Annotated in this window: 14 protein-coding genes and 2 tRNA genes; 5 read left to right on the top strand and 11 right to left on the bottom strand. The window is 68.9% G+C overall.

Translation table 11 applies throughout. From position 1 onward, the window contains the following. Positions 1-836: 836 nt before the first annotated feature. Positions 837-1,328 (top strand): M23 family metallopeptidase, encoded by a 492-nt coding sequence (locus E2F48_RS07060; protein ID WP_246018558.1) that lies wholly within the window; start codon positions 837-839, stop codon positions 1,326-1,328. A gap of 65 nt (positions 1,329-1,393) precedes the next feature. Here E2F48_RS07060 and E2F48_RS07055 read toward each other — a convergent pair whose 3' ends face one another. Next, complete coding sequence (locus E2F48_RS07055) at positions 1,394-2,584, bottom strand: acyl-CoA dehydrogenase family protein (RefSeq protein ID WP_133403261.1); 1,191 nt, start codon at positions 2,582-2,584, stop codon at positions 1,394-1,396. 201 nt (positions 2,585-2,785) lie between these two features. Here E2F48_RS07055 and E2F48_RS07050 point away from each other — a divergent pair. Continuing rightward, positions 2,786-2,859, top strand: a tRNA-Ile gene (locus E2F48_RS07050). A gap of 262 nt (positions 2,860-3,121) precedes the next feature. Beyond that, the gene (locus E2F48_RS07045; RefSeq protein WP_133403260.1) at positions 3,122-3,913 is read left to right on the top strand and encodes a hypothetical protein; all 792 of its coding nucleotides are present in this window, start codon (positions 3,122-3,124) and stop codon (positions 3,911-3,913) included. A 331-nt stretch (positions 3,914-4,244) separates the two neighbouring features. On the opposite strand, the gene E2F48_RS07040 is transcribed toward E2F48_RS07045, so the two are convergent. The 4 genes from E2F48_RS07040 to E2F48_RS07025 all read right to left on the bottom strand — a co-directional run bounded on the left by E2F48_RS07040 (position 4,245) and on the right by E2F48_RS07025 (position 7,965). Next, positions 4,245-5,444: a glycosyltransferase gene (locus E2F48_RS07040; RefSeq protein ID WP_133403259.1), complete on the bottom strand. Its 1,200-nt coding sequence runs from the start codon at positions 5,442-5,444 to the stop codon at positions 4,245-4,247. Positions 5,445-5,493: 49 nt separating this feature from the next. Further along, positions 5,494-6,369 (bottom strand): DMT family transporter, encoded by an 876-nt coding sequence (locus E2F48_RS07035; protein WP_133403258.1) that lies wholly within the window; start codon positions 6,367-6,369, stop codon positions 5,494-5,496. Between the two features lie 72 nt (positions 6,370-6,441). Continuing rightward, on the bottom strand, positions 6,442-7,047 hold the full coding sequence (locus E2F48_RS07030) for a CDP-alcohol phosphatidyltransferase family protein (protein ID WP_246018557.1): 606 nt from the start codon (positions 7,045-7,047) through the stop codon (positions 6,442-6,444). Between the two features lie 93 nt (positions 7,048-7,140). Continuing rightward, the gene (locus E2F48_RS07025; RefSeq protein WP_133403256.1) at positions 7,141-7,965 is read right to left on the bottom strand and encodes a phage holin family protein; all 825 of its coding nucleotides are present in this window, start codon (positions 7,963-7,965) and stop codon (positions 7,141-7,143) included. 396 nt (positions 7,966-8,361) lie between these two features. On the opposite strand from E2F48_RS07025, the gene E2F48_RS07020 reads away from it, so the two are divergent. Beyond that, the gene (locus E2F48_RS07020; RefSeq protein WP_133403255.1) at positions 8,362-9,585 is read left to right on the top strand and encodes a multidrug effflux MFS transporter; all 1,224 of its coding nucleotides are present in this window, start codon (positions 8,362-8,364) and stop codon (positions 9,583-9,585) included. A 65-nt stretch (positions 9,586-9,650) separates the two neighbouring features. On the opposite strand, the gene E2F48_RS07015 is transcribed toward E2F48_RS07020, so the two are convergent. Then, on the bottom strand, positions 9,651-11,138 hold the full coding sequence (locus E2F48_RS07015; RefSeq protein WP_133403254.1) for an SDR family oxidoreductase: 1,488 nt from the start codon (positions 11,136-11,138) through the stop codon (positions 9,651-9,653). A 128-nt stretch (positions 11,139-11,266) separates the two neighbouring features. Further along, entirely contained in the window at positions 11,267-11,941 is a 675-nt protein-coding gene (locus tag E2F48_RS07010; RefSeq protein WP_165968710.1) for a hemerythrin domain-containing protein, read from the bottom strand. A 157-nt stretch (positions 11,942-12,098) separates the two neighbouring features. Between E2F48_RS07010 and E2F48_RS07005 the strand changes: the two genes are divergently transcribed. Continuing rightward, the gene (locus tag E2F48_RS07005; protein ID WP_133403252.1) at positions 12,099-12,713 is read left to right on the top strand and encodes a TetR/AcrR family transcriptional regulator; all 615 of its coding nucleotides are present in this window, start codon (positions 12,099-12,101) and stop codon (positions 12,711-12,713) included. 84 nt (positions 12,714-12,797) lie between these two features. Here E2F48_RS07005 and E2F48_RS07000 read toward each other — a convergent pair. The 4 genes from E2F48_RS07000 to dusB form a co-directional block, all read right to left on the bottom strand. Further along, positions 12,798-12,870 (bottom strand) — tRNA-Asn (locus E2F48_RS07000). 55 nt (positions 12,871-12,925) lie between these two features. Next, the gene (gene dnaG / locus E2F48_RS06995) at positions 12,926-14,953 is read right to left on the bottom strand and encodes a DNA primase (protein WP_133403251.1); all 2,028 of its coding nucleotides are present in this window, start codon (positions 14,951-14,953) and stop codon (positions 12,926-12,928) included. A 103-nt stretch (positions 14,954-15,056) separates the two neighbouring features. After that, complete coding sequence (locus E2F48_RS06990) at positions 15,057-16,340, bottom strand: deoxyguanosinetriphosphate triphosphohydrolase (protein WP_133403250.1); 1,284 nt, start codon at positions 16,338-16,340, stop codon at positions 15,057-15,059. A gap of 72 nt (positions 16,341-16,412) precedes the next feature. Next, complete coding sequence (gene dusB, locus E2F48_RS06985; protein WP_246018663.1) at positions 16,413-17,543, bottom strand: tRNA dihydrouridine synthase DusB; 1,131 nt, start codon at positions 17,541-17,543, stop codon at positions 16,413-16,415. Positions 17,544-17,680 lie beyond the last annotated feature (137 nt).

The raw sequence follows: 17,680 nt of genomic DNA, 5'->3' as shown, positions 1-17,680 counted from the left end.
GGCGCTTCCGCTGCTTTGTTGACGGTTGTTAGCGTTCCGCCCGGGATGGGCGGCACTCCTGGCGCCTGTCCGTTGGACAACCCACTCCCCCAACCGGATCGCTCCGGACCGCTGGGACAGTGCCCCGCACGTCGTCGAGACGAAGGCGGGTCGCAGGCACGCGTAGTCAGCCGGCACATTTCCTGCGCGGTTTGGTGGTGTTCCAGGACGCAGGGAAAACGGCAGACTGCTCCGTCAAGTGTACTACAGCGGTGTTATGCCTCCGGACGGCCCTGGCGCCTCCCGTACCGGACGAACCCTCAAGCGGCGAGCGGGCCCGAAAGCGACAGGCGGACCGGCAATATCGGCCCCTTTCGTCGTTTTCGGGGGCGCCGGTCGCTTTCGGGTGCCCCGACCGGGCCGGAACCGCGGCGGCATTCCTGGACAGTGTGCACCCGGCTTTCCACATAGGGACCCGACACGGCCGCACGCGCGGTGACGGCGTGCATTGTGAGGGCATGACCCCTGCATCTACGGTCCGCTGGCCGTGGCGTCACTCTCACCGGACGGATGCCATGCGACAGGAGGACCCCGCTCCCCCGGTCCGGCCGACGCACCGGCCCCCGGGCGGAACTGCAGGGTTATCCCGGAAGGACCTCCGGCGGGGCACCTGCGGAATCGCAGAGCGGTGGCTGCAGCGGCGATTCACGAATGCGCTGATCGCAGTGGTGCTGGCGGTGTCGGCCGGGCCGGCAGGACCGGAGATGACGACGACGGTGGCGCCGGGAGCACCGACTGGACCGACCGGACCGACCGGACCGACGAGATCGTCCGGGCCGGGAGGTTCTGCCGGACTGGTGCAGGCGTCCAGCCCGAGCGGCTCTTCCCGCACGGACTCCCTGCGGGGCGTACCGACCGGTGACCACCTGCCTCCGTGGTCCTGGCCCCTGCCGGCCGTGCCGGCCGTCACCCGCCACTTCATCCCGCCGCCCGAGCCGTGGCACGCGGGCCACCGGGGGGTGGATCTTATGGTCGGCCCGGGGAACGACGTGCTCAGCCCGGCCGATGGTGTTGTGACCTTCGTCGGGATGGTCGCCGGGCGGCCGGTGCTCAGCATCGGCCACGACGGCGGCCTCGTGAGCAGCTTCGAGCCGGTGAAGAGCCCGCTCGCCAAGGGTGCCAGGGTGGAGCGGGGCCAACGCATCGGCACTCCGGCGGGGCCGCCGCACTGTCCCTTCGCCTGCATCCACTGGGGCGTCCGCCGGAACGGAAAGTATGTGAACCCACTCGACTACGTCACCGACCGCCGCCCGTCGGTCCTGCTTCCCCTCCCGGGGGGACTGCGCTGACCCGGAAACGCGGAAGACCCCCGGACCCCATCTGGTCCCAGGGGTCTTGCGCGGACTGCCGGCTGCTACACGAACGCGGCAATCCCGGTGATGGCGCGGCCCGCCACCAGGGTGTTGATTTCCTGCGTTCCTTCGTAGGAGTAGATCGCCTCGGCGTCCGAGAAGATCTTCGCCATTTCGTAGTCGGTAACGATGCCGTTGCCGCCGAGGATGTTCCGCCCTGCCGCGACGCTCTCGCGCATGCGCGCCGTCGTGAACGCCTTGGCCAGCGCGGAGTGCTCGTCCTTGGCCTGGCCGAGGTCCTCGAGCTGGGAGAGCCGGACCATCATGCCCATCGAGCTCATGGCGTTGCCCAGGATCTGCACCAGCTGCTGCTGCACCAGCTGGAAGGACGCGAGTGGACGGCCGAACTGCTGGCGTTCCACCGCGTACCGGCGAGCCACGTCGAATGCGGCCATCTGCTGGCCCACGGCCTGCCAGCCGACCGACAGCCGCGTCACCTTGAGCACCTTGTTCGTGTCGCGGAAGCTGTTGGCCCCCTTGAGGTGGAAGTCATCCGAAACCACAACGTTGTCCAGGACGATGTCGGCGTTCTCCACCGACCGCAGCGCGATCTTGTTCTCAATCCTCGTGGCGGAGTAACCCGGGAGGGTCGTGTCGACCATAAAGCCCTTGACCTGGTTGTCCTCGACGTCGCGGGCGTAGATGACGACCCAGTCGGAGAAGGTCGCGTTGCCGATCCAGCGCTTGGCGCCGTTGAGGATCCAGTTTCCACCGTCCCGCCGGGCCGTGGTCCGGGTCCCTCCGGCGACGTCGGAGCCGCCCAGGGGTTCGGTCAGCCCGAACGCCCCGATCCTGCGGAAGGAGTAGATGTCCGGCAGCCACTCCTCCTGCTGCTCCTTGGAGGCCAGTGCTTCGATGGAGCCGGTGAACAGCCCGTCGTGAACGCCCATGAACGTCGCGATAGAGGTGTCGGCGCGGGTGAACTCCGAGTGAACGATGCCTGCGAAGAGGTTTGAGTACCCTTGGCGGCGGATGGGGCTGACGACGTCGAGTTCGGCAAGCTTCGGAATGATGCCCTTGGGGAACACCCCCTCGTTCCACCAGCCGATGGCGTTCGGGCGGACTTCGGCGTCCAGCCACGTCCGGATCTCGGCCAGGCGCGAGCGCTCCTTGTCGCTCAGCAGGGATTCGAACGCGAGGAAATCGCCGTCGGCATAGGGGAGGTTGTTGACGTCGATACCCGGCTTGCCCATTGTTGCTCCCTTACCCAGATCCTCATTGACCACTTCCAGCAGCACATGTGACAGGCTGCGGAATCTAATGTTACCCGCGGGTAACATCGTTGACCAGCGTCCGGCGGAAAACGGCTGGAGCATCGTCACTTCGAGCACCTGTTGACGCCGCCGTACGTTTTGGTGGGCGGACGCGCCTGCTCTAGGCTGGTTCTGCATCACGGGGCTGTAGCTCAGCTGGTTAGAGCGCGGGACTCATAATCCTAAGGTCCTCGGTTCAAGTCCGAGCAGCCCTACAACTGTCACCACAGACGATCCATCAAGCGTCGGCGGGCCTCCATCCACCGACCCGCCTTGAGCAGCGGGGCCGGGCAGGCACGGGCGCCCGGACGTCTCCGCCCCGAAAGCAGCGGGGCCCGCATGCCCTGGCGGACAGAGCAGGTATTTTACGCGGGTGCCCCTTCAGCGGCCACTTCACCTCTTCCGCTGACCATCTGTGCGGGCCACCCTAGGCTTGACGAGCACGCAAGGTTCCTTAGTTCTCGAAAGGCTCACGTCATGCGCACATCAGCTCTTCTCGCAGCGCCGGTCCTGGCGCTGACCGCCCTCACACTGACGGGCGGCCCCGCCGCCGCTCAGGGCGAGCACGCATCCTACCAAGCCACCCTCAATTCGCAGAACAACAGCGGCACCACAGGTCAGGCCCTGATCCAGCTCCACGGAAACGAGGCGACAGTCACCTTGAATGTCGCCGGGGCAGCGCCCACACTGATGGGCGCACCCTATGCGCACGGCCAGCATATCCACATCGGCGGCCAGGGTGCCTGTGCAGGTCCGGCGGCGGACGCCGACGCCGACGGCGTCGTCAACTCGATGGAGGGCCAGCCCATCGAGGGATTCATCAGTACCTCGCTGACGGTTTCCGGGGATGCAAGCGCCGCTTCGGCGGCGGCATTGGACCGCTTCCCCGCAGGGAGTTCCTACCAGTACTCCCGCACCCTCACGCTCGATGCCGCAACCGTCAGCGCGCTGCAAGCGGGCAACGCCGTCATGGAGGTGCACGGCGTGGATCCTGCCCTCGTTCCAGCCGCCGCCCAGGCAAAGGTGAACCCGATGGTGCCTTCGCTCCCCCTGGCGACGGACCTTCCCGCAGCCTGCGGTCAGCTCGTCGCCGCCCAGGTGGGCAGCGTTCCGAACGGAGCGGCGGACACGGGGGCAGAGATCGCAGGATCTCTGTCACCGGAGAACAGCGCGGTTTCTGTGGCTGCCCTCGGCGCCCTGATGCTGGCAGGCGGCGCACTGGCCGGCCGGGCCGCGGTGCTGCGGCGCCGGGAACAGGCGGATTCCTGATTCCCCATCCCTGAGTCCGGCTGCAGGTGTACGGGCGGACCGGAGTCAGGGCCCGCCACGCGCGGACTCACAGCTCCCGTTCTCCGGACGGCCGGGCATGACCGACGCGGCCGGGAGAACGGCTGGGCCGTCAACAATCCGGCTCGGCAACCGGTACACATGCGCCGACCGGTACTACTGCGCCGACCGGTACCTCAGGGCAGTAGTACCGCAGCGAAGTGGCACCGGGGCACTTAAGAACAGATCCGGGTGCCGGGCAGCGCCCCGCCAGCGCCACCCGGCACCCGCACGCTGCGCAGGATCTACCGGACGGGCAGCATCTGCGGCCTGGCTAGATGGCCACCTGATCGACGGGCAGGCCGTGGTAGAGCCGTTCGAAGGTTGCAAGTGTCGCTTCGATACTGTGCCGTTCGACCATCGACCGGCTCGCCTTGCCCATCCGTTCCCGGTCGGCGTCGGGCAGGGTGACAAGTTCGGTGATGCGGCGGCCCAGCTCGTCGCTGTCGTGAGGCGTGAAGAGGTAGCCGTTCTCGCCGTCGGCCACAAGGTGCGGCAGGGCCATCGCATTGGCCAGCAGCACCGGGGTCGACGCCGACATCGCCTCGAGCGTCACCAACGACTGCAGTTCAGCGGTCCCGGGCTGGCAGAAGATGTCGGCCCGGAGGTAGGCGAGGCGGAGTTCCTCGTCGCTGACCAACCCGAGGAACTTCACGCGGTCCCCGATTCCGAGGCGTTCGGCCTGCGCCTGCAGGGCCCGCTTGACCTCACCGCCGCCAATCACCTCGAGGTGGACGTCCAGCTCGGCGGAGGTCTTCGCCACGGCGTCGATCAGCACGTCGACGTGCTTCTCTTCGGCCAGGCGCCCCACGAAGAGCACCGTCGGGTGCTCGCGCTGGGGCAACTGCTCACCGGGGCGCGGCTCGTACGCCGCGGCGTCGATGCCGTTGGAAATCGGCAGCACCTGCCGCAGGAATGCATGGTCGTGCATCGCCTTGGCCGCCAGCGGGGTGGGCGTGGTGACGGCGTCGGCCTTGCCCATGACCCGGCCCATGTCGCGCCAGGAGTTCTTGGCGACAATGCGCTTGAACCACTCGGGGAAAGGCAGGAACGGGTTGAGGTTCTCCGGCATGAAGTGGTTCGTGGCGATCACCCGGATGCCGCGCTTCACCGCTTCGTAGAGGGTGTACTCCCCCACCATGTAGTGGCACTGGATGTGCACGACGTCGGGCTGGACGCGGTCGAAGAGCATGCTGATATCGCGCCTGATCTCCCACGGCAGGCAGATGCGCCAGTAATCGTGGGTGGGCACGCTGTGCGAACGGAGCCGGTGGACGGTCCACGCCCCGGCCGGCTCCTCGGTGTAGCTCCGGCCGTTGGCCGGGTTCGGCGCCAGCACGTGCACGTTGTGGCCGCGCGCGGCCATCCCCTTGGCCAGGCGGTACCCGAACTGGGCGGCGCCGTTGATATTGGGCGGATAGGTATCTGCGGCGATCAGGACGGTCAGTGGCTTGGTAGCAGCCGGATAACTCACTTTGGATCCCCCACGTAGGTGTATCGGAAGCGGCAGAGCGCCGTCGTCGTCAGCGCCGCCGCCTTACGACATCAGGATGATGGCGCGACAACGCAACCACTCCAACGATAGCAATCAATGCGGCCCCGGCCATTCCTATCGCCGTGACGGTGGGAACCTCTGGCTTCAGTTCCCCCAGAATGGTAATCCCGACGGCGATTCCCACGATCGGATCGATCACCGTCAGCCCGGCGATCACAAGGTCCGGCGGACCCGTGGCGTAGGCGCTCTGCACGAACCACGACCCGAGCAGGGCGGCCCCAACCAGCGCGACGACGCTGTACCAGGGGACGTTCAGCAGGAACCGCCCGTTGGGGTCGAGCAGGTGCGTCGCGACGATCTTCGTCAGCACCGCCACGAACCCGAAGAGCACTCCGGCGCCCAGGATGTAAGCGAAGGCGTTGAGCCGCCGGCGCGCCGTCAGGCCAAGGAAGCCAAAGACGACGACGGCGAGGGTGAGCAGCAGCACCGCCGACAGTTCCTGGTTCACGCCCACGCGGTGCTCCGCCCGGGTGACGTTCACCGCGAGCAGGACGAACAGGGCGCTGCCGGTGACGCAGGCGGTGATGGCGGCCACGGTGGGTCGGTTGAGCCGGATCCCCTGGTCCTTGGAGTTGATGACGGTGGTGATCACCAGGGCGATGGCGCCGATGGGCTGGACGACGGTGAGGGTCGCCATGGCCAGGGCGACGACGTTCATCCCCATCCCGGCCACCAGCAGGGCGAGCCCGAGGACCCAGCGGGGGTTGCGCAGCAGGCGCAGGACGGCGGTGGAGCCGAGTGCCAGGCCTCCGGTGTTCGCGCGCACGGCGCTGCCCTGCCGCTGGGCGCCCAGGGCAAGGCAGGCAGCGCCCAGCAGCGCGAGGAGGATCGCGAGAAGCGTCATGGGCGCACCGGCTGCCGCCGCTGTCCATACCCTCCGCCTGGCCCCCGTCCCCGTGAGGTCCGCCGCGGCGGCTCAGCCCTCACGTGCCGTCTCTGCCGCCGGCTGGGTCAGCGGTCGGCCCGCCGCGCGCTCGGCACGGTGGAGGCGGTGGGCCGCGGTGAAGTACCCGTAGAAGGCGATCAGGTGACCCACGCAACCGGCGATCAGGAGCGCGTGGGCGACCGCCAGGAGCCATGGAGAGTCATACCCGGGCACCCGGTGAAGGAGCAGCAGCGGCGAACCGAGCAGCAGCAGGGCCGTGCGGATCTTCCCCACGACGCTGACGCGCAGGCGCAGCCGGCTGCCGAAGAGGATCAGGGCGTTGGTGATGAGGATGGCGTCGGGGATGACGATCGACCACACCAGCCAGGCCGGTGCCACCCCGTCGACGACGAAGGTGATGGCAACGATGATCAGGGCCGTGCGGTCTGCGACCGGGTCGAGCCACTGGCCCACCGAGGAAACCTGGTTGAAGCGCCGGGCGAGGTAGCCGTCAATCCAGTCGGTTGACCCGACGAGCACCAGGGTGACCACAGCCGGGCCGTACTGGTTGGTGACGATGAACCAGACGAACAACGGCACCCCAAGGAAGCGGACCAGGGTGACGGCATTGGGCAGGGTCCATGCGGTCGCCAGCACAGGGCCTTCTCCGCCGGGACGCGTGCCGGCGCCGATAAGTCGAATCACTGAGTGCCTCCACTGCCATTATGCAGGCAGATCCGGGGCGATCCGCTATTTGGCGGCCAGACGGCGGACCATCACGGCCAGGGCCACGAGGGATGCACCAAGAACGCTCAGCGGCTGCCAGCGGTCCTTGAGCTCGATCGTGTGCGGGACGGGCTTCTCGACGGCGGTCGCAGAGCTTGCGGCTGCGGGGACACCCTGCCGTCCGGCCCGCTCCGCACGGGTCCGCGCGGCGCGCGCCTTGGCCTTCTCGCGGTTCTCGGCGAAGCGGCTCTTGACGTCGAGGCGGCTCCCCAGCGAATCGCGGGCCTCGGCGATGTGGATCCGGCGCTCCCCGGAGCGACCGCGCAGTTCCTCGTACGAGGGCGTGGGCTCCTTGGGCTTGCGCTCCTTGGCCTTCTCGGCCTCCTCCTGCTCGTCCTTCGGCTTCTTGACGTCGAGGGTCGCCGGGTCGAAGCTCCGGCCCTCGCGCAGGACGCCGATGTCGTACCGCACGCCGCGGATCGCATCCTCCGGCAGCAGCGGCAGGGCCTTCTTGAAGCGCGAGACACCGATCAGGCCGATGATTGCCGCGAGGACGAGGAACAGGGCGGCAACCAGCAGGGCGGCGAGCCAGGCCGGCATGATCGTGGCGAGGCCCATGATGCCCGCGACGAGCAGGGAGATCGCGAAGGCGACGAGGAAGACAACAGCGACGGCGAGGAACGCAGCCGCGACCCCGGCCTTGATTCCCTTTTGCTTCATCTGCTCCAGGGCCAGCGAGTATTCGTCGCTGAGCTGGCGCGGGGTGAGCCGCGCGAAGAGCCGAAGTATGCCAAAGAGGGAAAGCGAGCCGGTTGACCGCTTGCCGCGTGTACTAGCCGAGCTGCTCATACGCCCTGCCTCCATTCGTGATCCTGCTGCCTGAGAGATACTGACCCTAAAATTACCACCGGTCGGAGGACGGGCAGCCGTAAATTGTTTCCTCTGCGTACTTGCGGACGGGTCCAGCTCTGCTGGACCTGCCCGCGGCCCGCATTCCCAACACACTACGTCAGCGGGAAGCCTGCTTAGCACCCATTTCCCCGGGAGACGTTCTAAGATGTCCAAGACACTGGTTCGCCATAGCAACTAATAGGCGGGCCTGGCCCGGCCTCGACCCTTCGGCCCACGTCATGAAACGGCGCAGCGCGGCGCCTCCCTACCGTTTCAATCCCCCGGTGGAATAGCGTTGCTGACGACCGGGGCCGCCCGAGCCACCCCGAACCACCACGTCCCGATAGGTAGCCCTTGACCTCCCCGATCTCCCCCGGCGACAGCCTCTCCCGCAGGGAGAAACTGATTTACGTTGGCATTCTCGGTGCCCTGACGGCGCTGGGCCCCTTCACGATCGACCTTTACCTCCCGGCCTTCCCCGCGCTGCAGCGTGACTTCAACGTCACGGAAGCCGCGGTCCAGCTGACCCTCACCGGCACGATTATCGGCCTCGCCGTGGGCCAGCTCATCGTGGGCCCGCTCAGCGACAAGGTCGGCCGGCGGGTGCCGCTGATCCTTGCCACCTCGCTCCATGTCGGAGCCTCGATCGGCGTAGCCCTTTCCATGGACATCAGCATGCTCATGTTTTTCCGCGTCCTGCAGGGCGTGGGTGCCGCGGGCGGCGGCGTCGTGGCCCTGGCCACGGTGCGCGACCTGTTCAGCGGTTATGCGCTGGTGCGGATGTTCTCCTACCTGGCGCTCGTCAACGGCATGGCCCCGATCTTTGCCCCGGTGATCGGGTCGCAGCTGCTGGTGGTGGTGGACTGGCCCGGAATCTTCTGGTTCCTCGCCGCGTACGGCATCCTGGTCATCATCGCCGTTTCGGTCTTCATCATCGAGACGCTTCCGCGGGAACGCCGGAAGAGCTCGGGCTCGACCGCGCTCCAGCGCTACCGCGCCGTGCTCACGGACCGGATCTTCCTCGGGGTGCTTCTGGTCGGCGGGATGAACTTCTCGGGCCTGTTCTCCTACCTGTCGGCATCGCCGTTCCTCTTCCAGAACCTCTACGGGCTCAGTGAGCAGCAGTACGGCCTGCTGTTCGGGATCAACTCCCTCGGCATCGTCGCCGGCGTGCAGATCAGCTCCCGGGTGCTGCGGAGATACGGGCCGCAGTGGGTGATTGCCGCCGCCACCGTCGTCATGCTGGTGATGTCGCTGCTGATCCTGGCGTTTGACCAGCTGGGGCTGGGCCTGTGGGGCACCGCCGTCCCCCTGTGGTTCTACATCATGGCCGCCGGCTTCGTCTTCCCCTGCGTGCAGGTGCTTGCCCTGTTCAACCACGGCGCGCAGGCCGGCACCGCCGCCTCGATCCTAGGGGCCGTGACCTTCGGCCTGGCCGGCGCCGTTTCGCCGGTCGTGGGCGTGCTGGGCATCGACAGCGCCACTCCCATGGCGGTGGTGATGGCCGCCTGCATCGCCCTGGCCATCGTGGCCCTCTGGACGGTCGTGCGGCCGCGGAGCGTGCCAGCGCTGGCCTAGCCGCCCGGGCCGGATTCCCCGATACGACGGCGGCCGGCGGACCCGGGGGATCCGTCCGGGTATCCTCAGCCCGCCGTTTGGGCGGCCTGGGCCTCGGCGGCCCGGGCGATATTGCGCGCCATCGGCTTGAAGATGAAGTTGTGGAAGGGCAGCACCGCGAGCCAGTAGAGGCGTCCTGAAAGGCCACGGGGGAAGAACACGGCGCGCTGGCGGTAGGTGCTCCCGGTGCCATCCGGTTCGACGCTCAGTTCGAGCCAGGCCCGGCCGGGAACCTTCATCTCCGCCCGCAGGCGGAGCCGCTCCCCCCTGACCAGTTCCTCGACGCGCCAGAAGTCGAGCGCTTCGCCGGTGAGGAGCTCGTCGGCGTCCCGTCGGCCGCGGCGCAGGCCGACGCCGCCGACCAGCTTGTCCATCCACCCGCGCGCGGCCCAGGCGACGGGCCAGGAGTACCAGCCGTTCTCGCCGCCAATGCCTTCGACCACGTTCCACAGCGCTGAGGCCGGGGCCGAGGAGCGGTAGGTCTGCAGGTCGGTGAAGACGGTGTGGCCGGCCCACTGCGGGTCCGACGGCAGCGGGTCCGCCACGGCATCGGAACTCGAGGCTCCCGCCCAGCTGGTTTCGACCTCGCCGCCGCGCATCTTGCCGAGCGCCAGGTCAACCGCCGTCCGGTAGCCCGTCAGCCCGCTCTCGGGCACGGGGATGAACTCGTCGATGTCATGTTCGGCGGTGATGGCATCGTGCTGGAGGGACTCGATGAGCGGCATGGCCATGACCCGCGGAATAGGAGTGACGAGGTTTACCCAGTGCCCGGCCAGCCGCGGGGTCAGCACGGGCAGGGCCAGGATCGTCCGGCGTGGCAGGCCCGCCGCCTCGGCGTACTGGTTCATCATCTCGGCGTACGTCAACACCTCCCGTGAGCCGATATCGAACGTCCGGTTCAGGCCCGCGGGGAGGCCCAGGGCCCCGATGAGGTACCGGATGACGTCACGGACAGCGATGGGTTCGATCCGGTTCAGCACCCACTTGGGTGCGGGCATCACGGGCAGGACGTCGGCGAGGTGGCGGATCATCTCGAAGGACGCGGATCCGGAACCGATGACGACGCCGGCCTGGAAGGCGATGGTCGGGGTGCCGGACTCGAGCAGGATGCGCCCCACCTCGGTGCGTGAGCGCATGTGCGTCGACAGTGCGACACCGTCGGGGTGGAGCCCCCCGAGGTAAATCATGCGCCCCACCCCGGCGGCCGTCGCAGCGGACGCCACCGTGGCGGCGATCGACGATTCGCGGCGCTCAAAACCGCGGCCCGAGCCCATTGAGTGAACCAGGTAGTAGAGGGCGTCGACGCCTCCGCAGGCGGCCTTCATGGTCTCCGGGTCCTGCAGGTCGCCCTGGACGATCTCGACGCGCTCGGCCCAGGGGACGTCCTTAAGCTTCTCGGGCGTGCGCACCACCACCCGGACGGTGTGGCCTTCGTTCAGGAGGCGCGAGACGAGCCGTCCACCGATGTAGCCGGTGGCGCCCGTGACCAGGATGACACTGCCGTGGGTGTTCATGGCTCAACCCTACGCCCGAGCGCGTTCCACCAGCAGGGTTCCGACTGCCGCAGCCGGCGCATTCCCGGTTGGAGGAACCACGGCGGGCCGGCCGCGGTCACTCCGGCCCGCGGCCGGCGTAACCGCGCCTAGGCTCCGCGGACGGTCCTGACGTACCTGCCGTACATCCGGATGCCGGCCAGCTTCCACAAGAGCCGGGCGGGAGCGGGGAGTTCGTTCAGGAACCACACGCGCTCCCGGTCGGTCGCGCTCTCGATCACCATTCCCGCCAGCATCAGGCGGGAGCGGAGGTCCTTGGGCATGTTCGAGGCCGCGTCCTTCACCGGCGCGTCCCATTCCGCAACGGTCAGGTTGTCGTGGATCAGTGGAAGCACGCTGGTCTCCTCGGCATCGAGGTGCTCCGCGAGCGCGGCATCAAGGCGCGTGAGCAGCCCCGTGATGCGGTCCCGGGCGGCCGCCGAGGCGTCGGCCTGCCAGGCCGCCAGTTCGGCCTCGAGGGAGGCGATGAGGTCGGCCACCACCGTGTGCTGGGCCTCCATCGTCTCCACAAGGGACCGCTCCAGGGGGACCCGCTGCTCAAGGACCGGCCAGAGCAGGCGATCCTCGCTCTCGTGGTGTTCATGGAGGAACCGCAGGGTGAGCTTCGTGTGATCGGCCACAACCCCGGCGCGCGCTGTGTCCCCGCCGGCCACCTTCCCGACGATCCCGGGGAGCAGGCCGAACTCGCGGCGCAGCGCCTTATGGATGACGATCATCTGCTGCGTTTCCGGCTTGTCCGCCGGTGCGGAGGGATCGATCTGCATGGGTGTTCCTTCGTGGAGGGACGGAGAATCCGCCGGAATGCGCCCCGCGGGCCGCAGAAGCGCACCGCACGGAGCAATTGGGGTAACACCCATTCTATCGAATATCGGGACGGTACAGTGCCTTTGTGATCCATCTCCCAGGCAGCAGAAGCTCGGCGTGAGCGGGAAACGCGCCTACACCTCCCCTTCACGGGAGCTCGGCGCCGCCGAAACCCGGGCCTCGATCCTGCGGGGGGCCTCCGAACTGTTCGCCGTCCGCGGGTACGCCCGGGTGAGCGTGGCCGACATTGCGGCGGCCGCCGGCGTGGCAGCGAAGACGGTCTACGCGAGCGTCGGCGGCAAGGCGGCGATCCTCAATGAGATCGTCGACCGCGCCGTCGTCGAATCCCCCGGCGCCGCGACCGTCGAGGCGGTGCGGAGCCTCAGCGGGATCGACGAGGTCCTGCGCGAACTCGCCTCAGGCACCCGGAGGGGCAACGAGGGCCAGGCCGTACCCCTTGAGGCCGTCTACAAGGCCCTCCCGGTCCACGAGGAGGGCGAGGCCCTGTGGGAGCGCACCACCGCCTCCTACCTCGAAGCGCTGGCGCAGGTGGCGGAGCATCTCCGGTCCCTCGGGGCGCTGCGCCCGGGCATGTCCACCGGGGAGGCCGCGGACCTCCTGTGGCTGTGGTTCGGCCCCGCGTCGTGGCGCACCCTGGTGAGCGAGCGCGGCTGGAGCTGGGACCGGGCCGAGGAGGCCCTTTACCGTTCCGCCCTGGCCTCGCTGCGGTAGCCGGGCATCCACGGGGTGCGGATCCACAAACCGGACCCAAAAAGAAGGGCCGTTGACGGGAAAACCCGTCAACGGCCCTGATTGCTCCTCCGACTGGACTTGAACCAGTAACCCTTCGATTAACAGTCGAATGCTCTGCCAATTGAGCTACGGAGGAAAGCGGCAGATACAACTTTACATACGAAACCGGGTGAAGTGAAATTGGCGCCGGATCAGTCCGGCCGGAGCTGCCGGCGCTGCATCTCGAGGTCCATCAGCTCACGCTGCAGCTGGTTGTAGAGGACCGGATCGGCGGCGGGATCCATGCGCTGAAGCTGCCCCAGTTTCTCGGCCTTCTGCTGGGTGATCCGCAGCTCGGTCAACCGGTTCAGGATGTCCCGGCAGTACACGGCCATGGCGTCGGCGTCCTTCGCCGGCAGGGGACGCACGGCGAGCTCGCTCACGAGCGGCCGCAGCACGTCGGGCACCTCCCGGCGCACCCGCTCGACCCACTGCCCGGCATCGGTCCCGGCGGCGCCCGCGGCGAGCACGGCGGTTCGCAGCGCGGCGTAGACGGGCACCGAGAACGGGGCTTCGCCGAACCGCTCCCACTGGGTAACATCGAGCAGTCCTGGCTGCTGCAGCACCACCTCGAGGGCTTCGCGCTCCATCCGCGCCATGGGATCGCGCGGATCGGGCCGGGAGAACTGCGGCTGGTCGAGGATCCCCTCCCCGGCAGGACCGTCCTGCCCGGCCGCTGGGGACCCCACCGGGCCCTCCCCGGCCTGGAAGGTGGGGCGGTCGCCGCCGGAGGGCCCGCCGTACCCTGCACGGCCCGATCCGGCCGAGCCGAAGTCTGTGCGCCCGGAACCGGCGCCCGTCGAGGCTCCTGGGGTGGCCGCCGGCGCCGCGCCCTCACGGCGCGCGGCAGCCGCGACGGCCCGCCCCACCTGGTCCTCCCCCACGAACTGCATGCCCAGCCAGCGCGAGAGCTCCCGCGTGTAGGTCGAGCGCAGGGACACGTCGCGGATGCGCGCCACGATGGGGGCCGCATGGCGCAGCGCCTTGACCTGCCCCTCGCCGGTGGTCAGGTCGAAGTTCGCGAACGATGCCTTGATGGCAAATTCGAAGAGGGGCCGGCGGTCGGCGATGAGGCTCCGCACCGCCTCGTCGCCGCGGGTCTGGCGGAGGTCGCACGGATCGGCTCCCGAGGGCTCGACGGCGACATAGGTCTGGGCGATGAAGCGCTGGTCCTCCTCGAAGGCCCTCAGGGCGGCCTTCTGCCCGGCGGCATCGCCGTCGAAGGTGAAGACGACCTCTCCCCCGGTGCCGTCGTCGGAGAGCAGTCTGCGGGCGATCTTGATGTGGTCCGCCCCGAACGCCGTGCCGCAGGTCGCGACGGCGGTGCCTACGCCGGCGAGGTGGCACGCCATTACATCGGTGTAGCCCTCGACGACGACCAGCTGGCGGGTCTTGGCAATGTCCTTCTTGGCGAGGTCGATGCCGTACAGGACCGATGACTTCTTGTAGAGCGAGGTTTCCGGGGTGTTCAGGTACTTCGGCCCCTGGTCCTCCTCGTACAGCTTCCGGGCGCCGAATCCGACGGTGTCGCCGGTGATGTCGCGGATGGGCCAGATGAGCCGGCCGCGGAAGCGGTCGTAGAGGCGCGAGGCGTTGGTCGAGGAGACGCTGAACATGCCGGTGAGCTTGAGTTCGTCGTGTGTGAAACCCCGCCCGGTGAGGTGGTTCAGCAGCCCGTCCCAGCCCTGCGGGGCGTAGCCCACCCCGAAGTGGGCGGCGGCCTCACGGTCGAACCCGCGCTCCTGGAGGAACTGCCGTCCGGCTGCAGCCCCGGGGGTCAGCAGCTGGTCGCGGTAGAACTCGGCGGCAATCTTGTGGGCGTCGAGGAGGCGCTGGCGGCGGCCGACGTCCTCCCGGCGCGGGCCGGTGCCCCCGTCCTCGTAGTGGAGCTCGAGGCCCAGGCGCGCGGCGAGTTTCTCCACCGTCTCGGTGAATGAGGTGTGGTCGAGCTTCTGGAGGAAGGAGATGACGTCGCCGCCCTCGCCGCAGCCGAAGCAGTGGTAGGAGCCCAGCTGGGGTCGCACGTGGAAGGAGGGCGACCGTTCGTCGTGGAAGGGGCACAGCCCCTTGTAGGAGCCCACGCCGGCCGACTTGAGGGTGACGTAGCCGTCGACAATCTCCTTGATGTCGGTGCGCTGGCGTACCTCATCGATGTCTTCGCGCTTGATGAGTCCGGCCATGACAACAGTTTAGGCCCCGCCACTGACAGCTTCGGCGGCGGCGCCCCGGCGGGCCCGCTGCGCCGCCCCGGAGCTCAGCGGCGGCCAGGGGCCCGGAACCGCGCTACCAGAGGGCAGGGACCGGCCCGACGATCCTCTCGTGCAGGGCCAAAGCCGAGCCGTCAGTGAGGGAGGCCACCTGATCGATCACCACGCGCAGCCGCGCGTCGTCATCGCCGGCGGCCTGCCAGTCGGCCGCGAAGGACTGTTCGAGGTAGCGGTCCCCGTTGGCGGCCATCTGCGCCACGAGCGAGGAAAGCACCTCGCGCTGGCGTTCGTAGAGCGGCTGCCGGTGATCGGTGGTCATCACGTAGGTGGTGGCCAGGCCCTTCATGACGGCGATCTCGAGCTGCGTCTCCTCGGGAACCACCATCTGTGCCGTGTAGCGGGTGAGCGGGTCGGTGCCGTAGATGGCGCGGGTCGCCTCGAGGGCGCTCAGGCAGAACCGGCCGATCAGCTGGCTGGTCATGTTCTTCAGGGCGGCCATGGAGCGGCGGCTGCCGTCGGCCTCCCGTACCCAGACCGCTGTCTTCTCGAGCCGCGCGAGGGCCGCATCGACGGCGGCCGGGTCGCTGCCGGGCAGGTACCACTGCTGGGTGTAGCCCACCACCCGGGCCCGCGCGTCGGGACTGTCCATCCAGCGCAGCTGAAGGTGCCCGGCGACAATGGCGTCCTCGACGTCGTGGACCGAGTAGGAGATGTCGTCGGCCAGGTCCATCACCTGGGCCTCGAGGCAGGAGCGGCCGGCCGGGGCGCCGGCGCGCAGCCATGAAAAGACCGGGAGGTCGTCGTCGTACGCGCCGAACTTGGAGGTGCGGTGCCCGTTGATGAGCGGGGCGTCCGCGGCCGTCCAGGGGTACTTGCAGGCGGCGTCGAGGCTGGCCCGGGTGAGGTTCAGGCCCGCCGACGTGCCGTCGGGGCGGATGACCTTCGGTTCGAGGCGCGTGAGCAGCCGCAGGGTCTGGGCGTTGCCTTCAAATCCGCCGATGCCGTGGGCGATCTCATTCAGGGCGGTCTCGCCGTTGTGCCCGAAGGGCGGGTGGCCGAGGTCGTGGGCGAGGCAGGCGGCGTCGACGATGTCGGGGTCGCAGCCCAGGGAGCGGCCGAGTTCGCGGCCGACCTGGGCGACCTCGAGGCTGTGGGTGAGCCGGGTCCGCACGAAGTCGTCGGTGTCCGGGGCCACGACCTGGGTCTTCGCGCCGAGGCGCCGGAGCGCCGAGGAGTGGAGGACCCGGGCACGGTCCCGTTCGAAGTCCGAGCGGTGGGTGCTCTTGGCGGGCTCGTCGACCCACCGGTGGAGATCCTCGACTGCGTAGCCCGCGGTCAGCGGTGCGGAGGGAAAGCTCATGGGCCCTTCCTGCCTTTCGGCCGGTGGTCGGAATCGGCGCGGCGTGCCGCGGGACACCGGGCGTCCGGGGAGTCAGCCACCGGAGACGTCCAGTTCGGCCGCCGAGATGTCGGCCTGCTGCGCCTCGTTGAGGCGCCGCGACTGAAGCCAGTTCTCCGGCAGTGAGGTCTTCTTCGGCGAGCCGGCCCGGCCGCGGGGGCCCTCGGCGTCCGCGCCCGGGTAGGGGGATTCGGCGTCGAGCTCGGCGAGCAGGCCCCGCAGCACCTCGAGCGTCGGCACCGTGGCCAGCTTGGCGCGCAGTTCTCCCCCGACGACGTACCCCTTGAAGTACCACGCCATGTGCTTGCGGATGTCCCGCAGGCCCATCATTTCGCTGCCGAAGGCATCGACGAGCAGCTCGGCGTGGCGGTACACCGTCTCGGCGACCTGGCCGAGGCCCGGCTGGTGGCGCTCGGCGCTTCCCTCGAAGGCGTTCATCAGGTCGCCGAAGAGCCAGGGGCGGCCCTGGCAGCCGCGGCCGATGACGACGCCGTCGACGCCGGTCTCGCGCACCATGCGGACCGCGTCCTCGGCGCTCCAGATGTCACCGTTGCCCAGGACCGGGATGTCGGGAAGGGCGTTGCGCAGTTCGGCGATGGCCGACCAGTCGGCCTTTCCCGAGTAGTACTGCGAGGCGGTGCGGCCGTGGAGGGCGACGGCCGCCACTCCGCTGTCGCGGGCGATCCGGCCGGCCTCGAGGAAGGTCAGGTGGTCCTCGTCGATGCCCTTGCGCATCTTGATGGTCAGCGGAATGCCGCCCTTGGAGGCCTCGCGGACCGCGGTCTGGACGATGCCCGTGAACAGGTCTAGCTTCCAGGGCAGCGCCGCTCCGCCGCCGCGCCGCGTCACCTTGGGCACGGGGCAGCCGAAGTTCAGGTCGATGTGGTCCGCCCGGTCCTCCTCGACGAGAATGCGCACGGCGGCGCCGACGGTGGCCGGATCCACCCCGTACAGCTGCACGGAGCGGACCGACTCGTCCTCGTCGTGGGAGATGATCCGGAGGGATTCGGGGCTGCGTTCGACCAGCGCGCGCGAGGTGACCATCTCGGAGACGTACAGTCCGCCGCCGTATTCGCGGCACAGCCGACGGAAGGCCTTGTTGGTGATGCCCGCCATGGGGGCCAGGATCACGGGGGTGTCCACGGTGATCGGGCCGAGGCGCAGCGGAGGAAGGTCGAGCCGGGTGGCGGCGTCGGCGGAAGCTAACGATGCCGCTGCGTCGGCTGCGGCGGGCGCGTCAGGGGCCGAGGCGTCGACGGCGGGGGCGGCGGAATGGAGTGCGGGCCCGGCGGTCCGGGTGG

This window comes from Arthrobacter crusticola (assembly GCF_004357995.1).
GTDB lineage: Bacteria > Actinomycetota > Actinomycetes > Actinomycetales > Micrococcaceae > Arthrobacter_D > Arthrobacter_D crusticola.
Note: the sequence above shows the minus strand (reverse complement) of the source record. Positions and strands in the feature narration are given on the sequence as shown.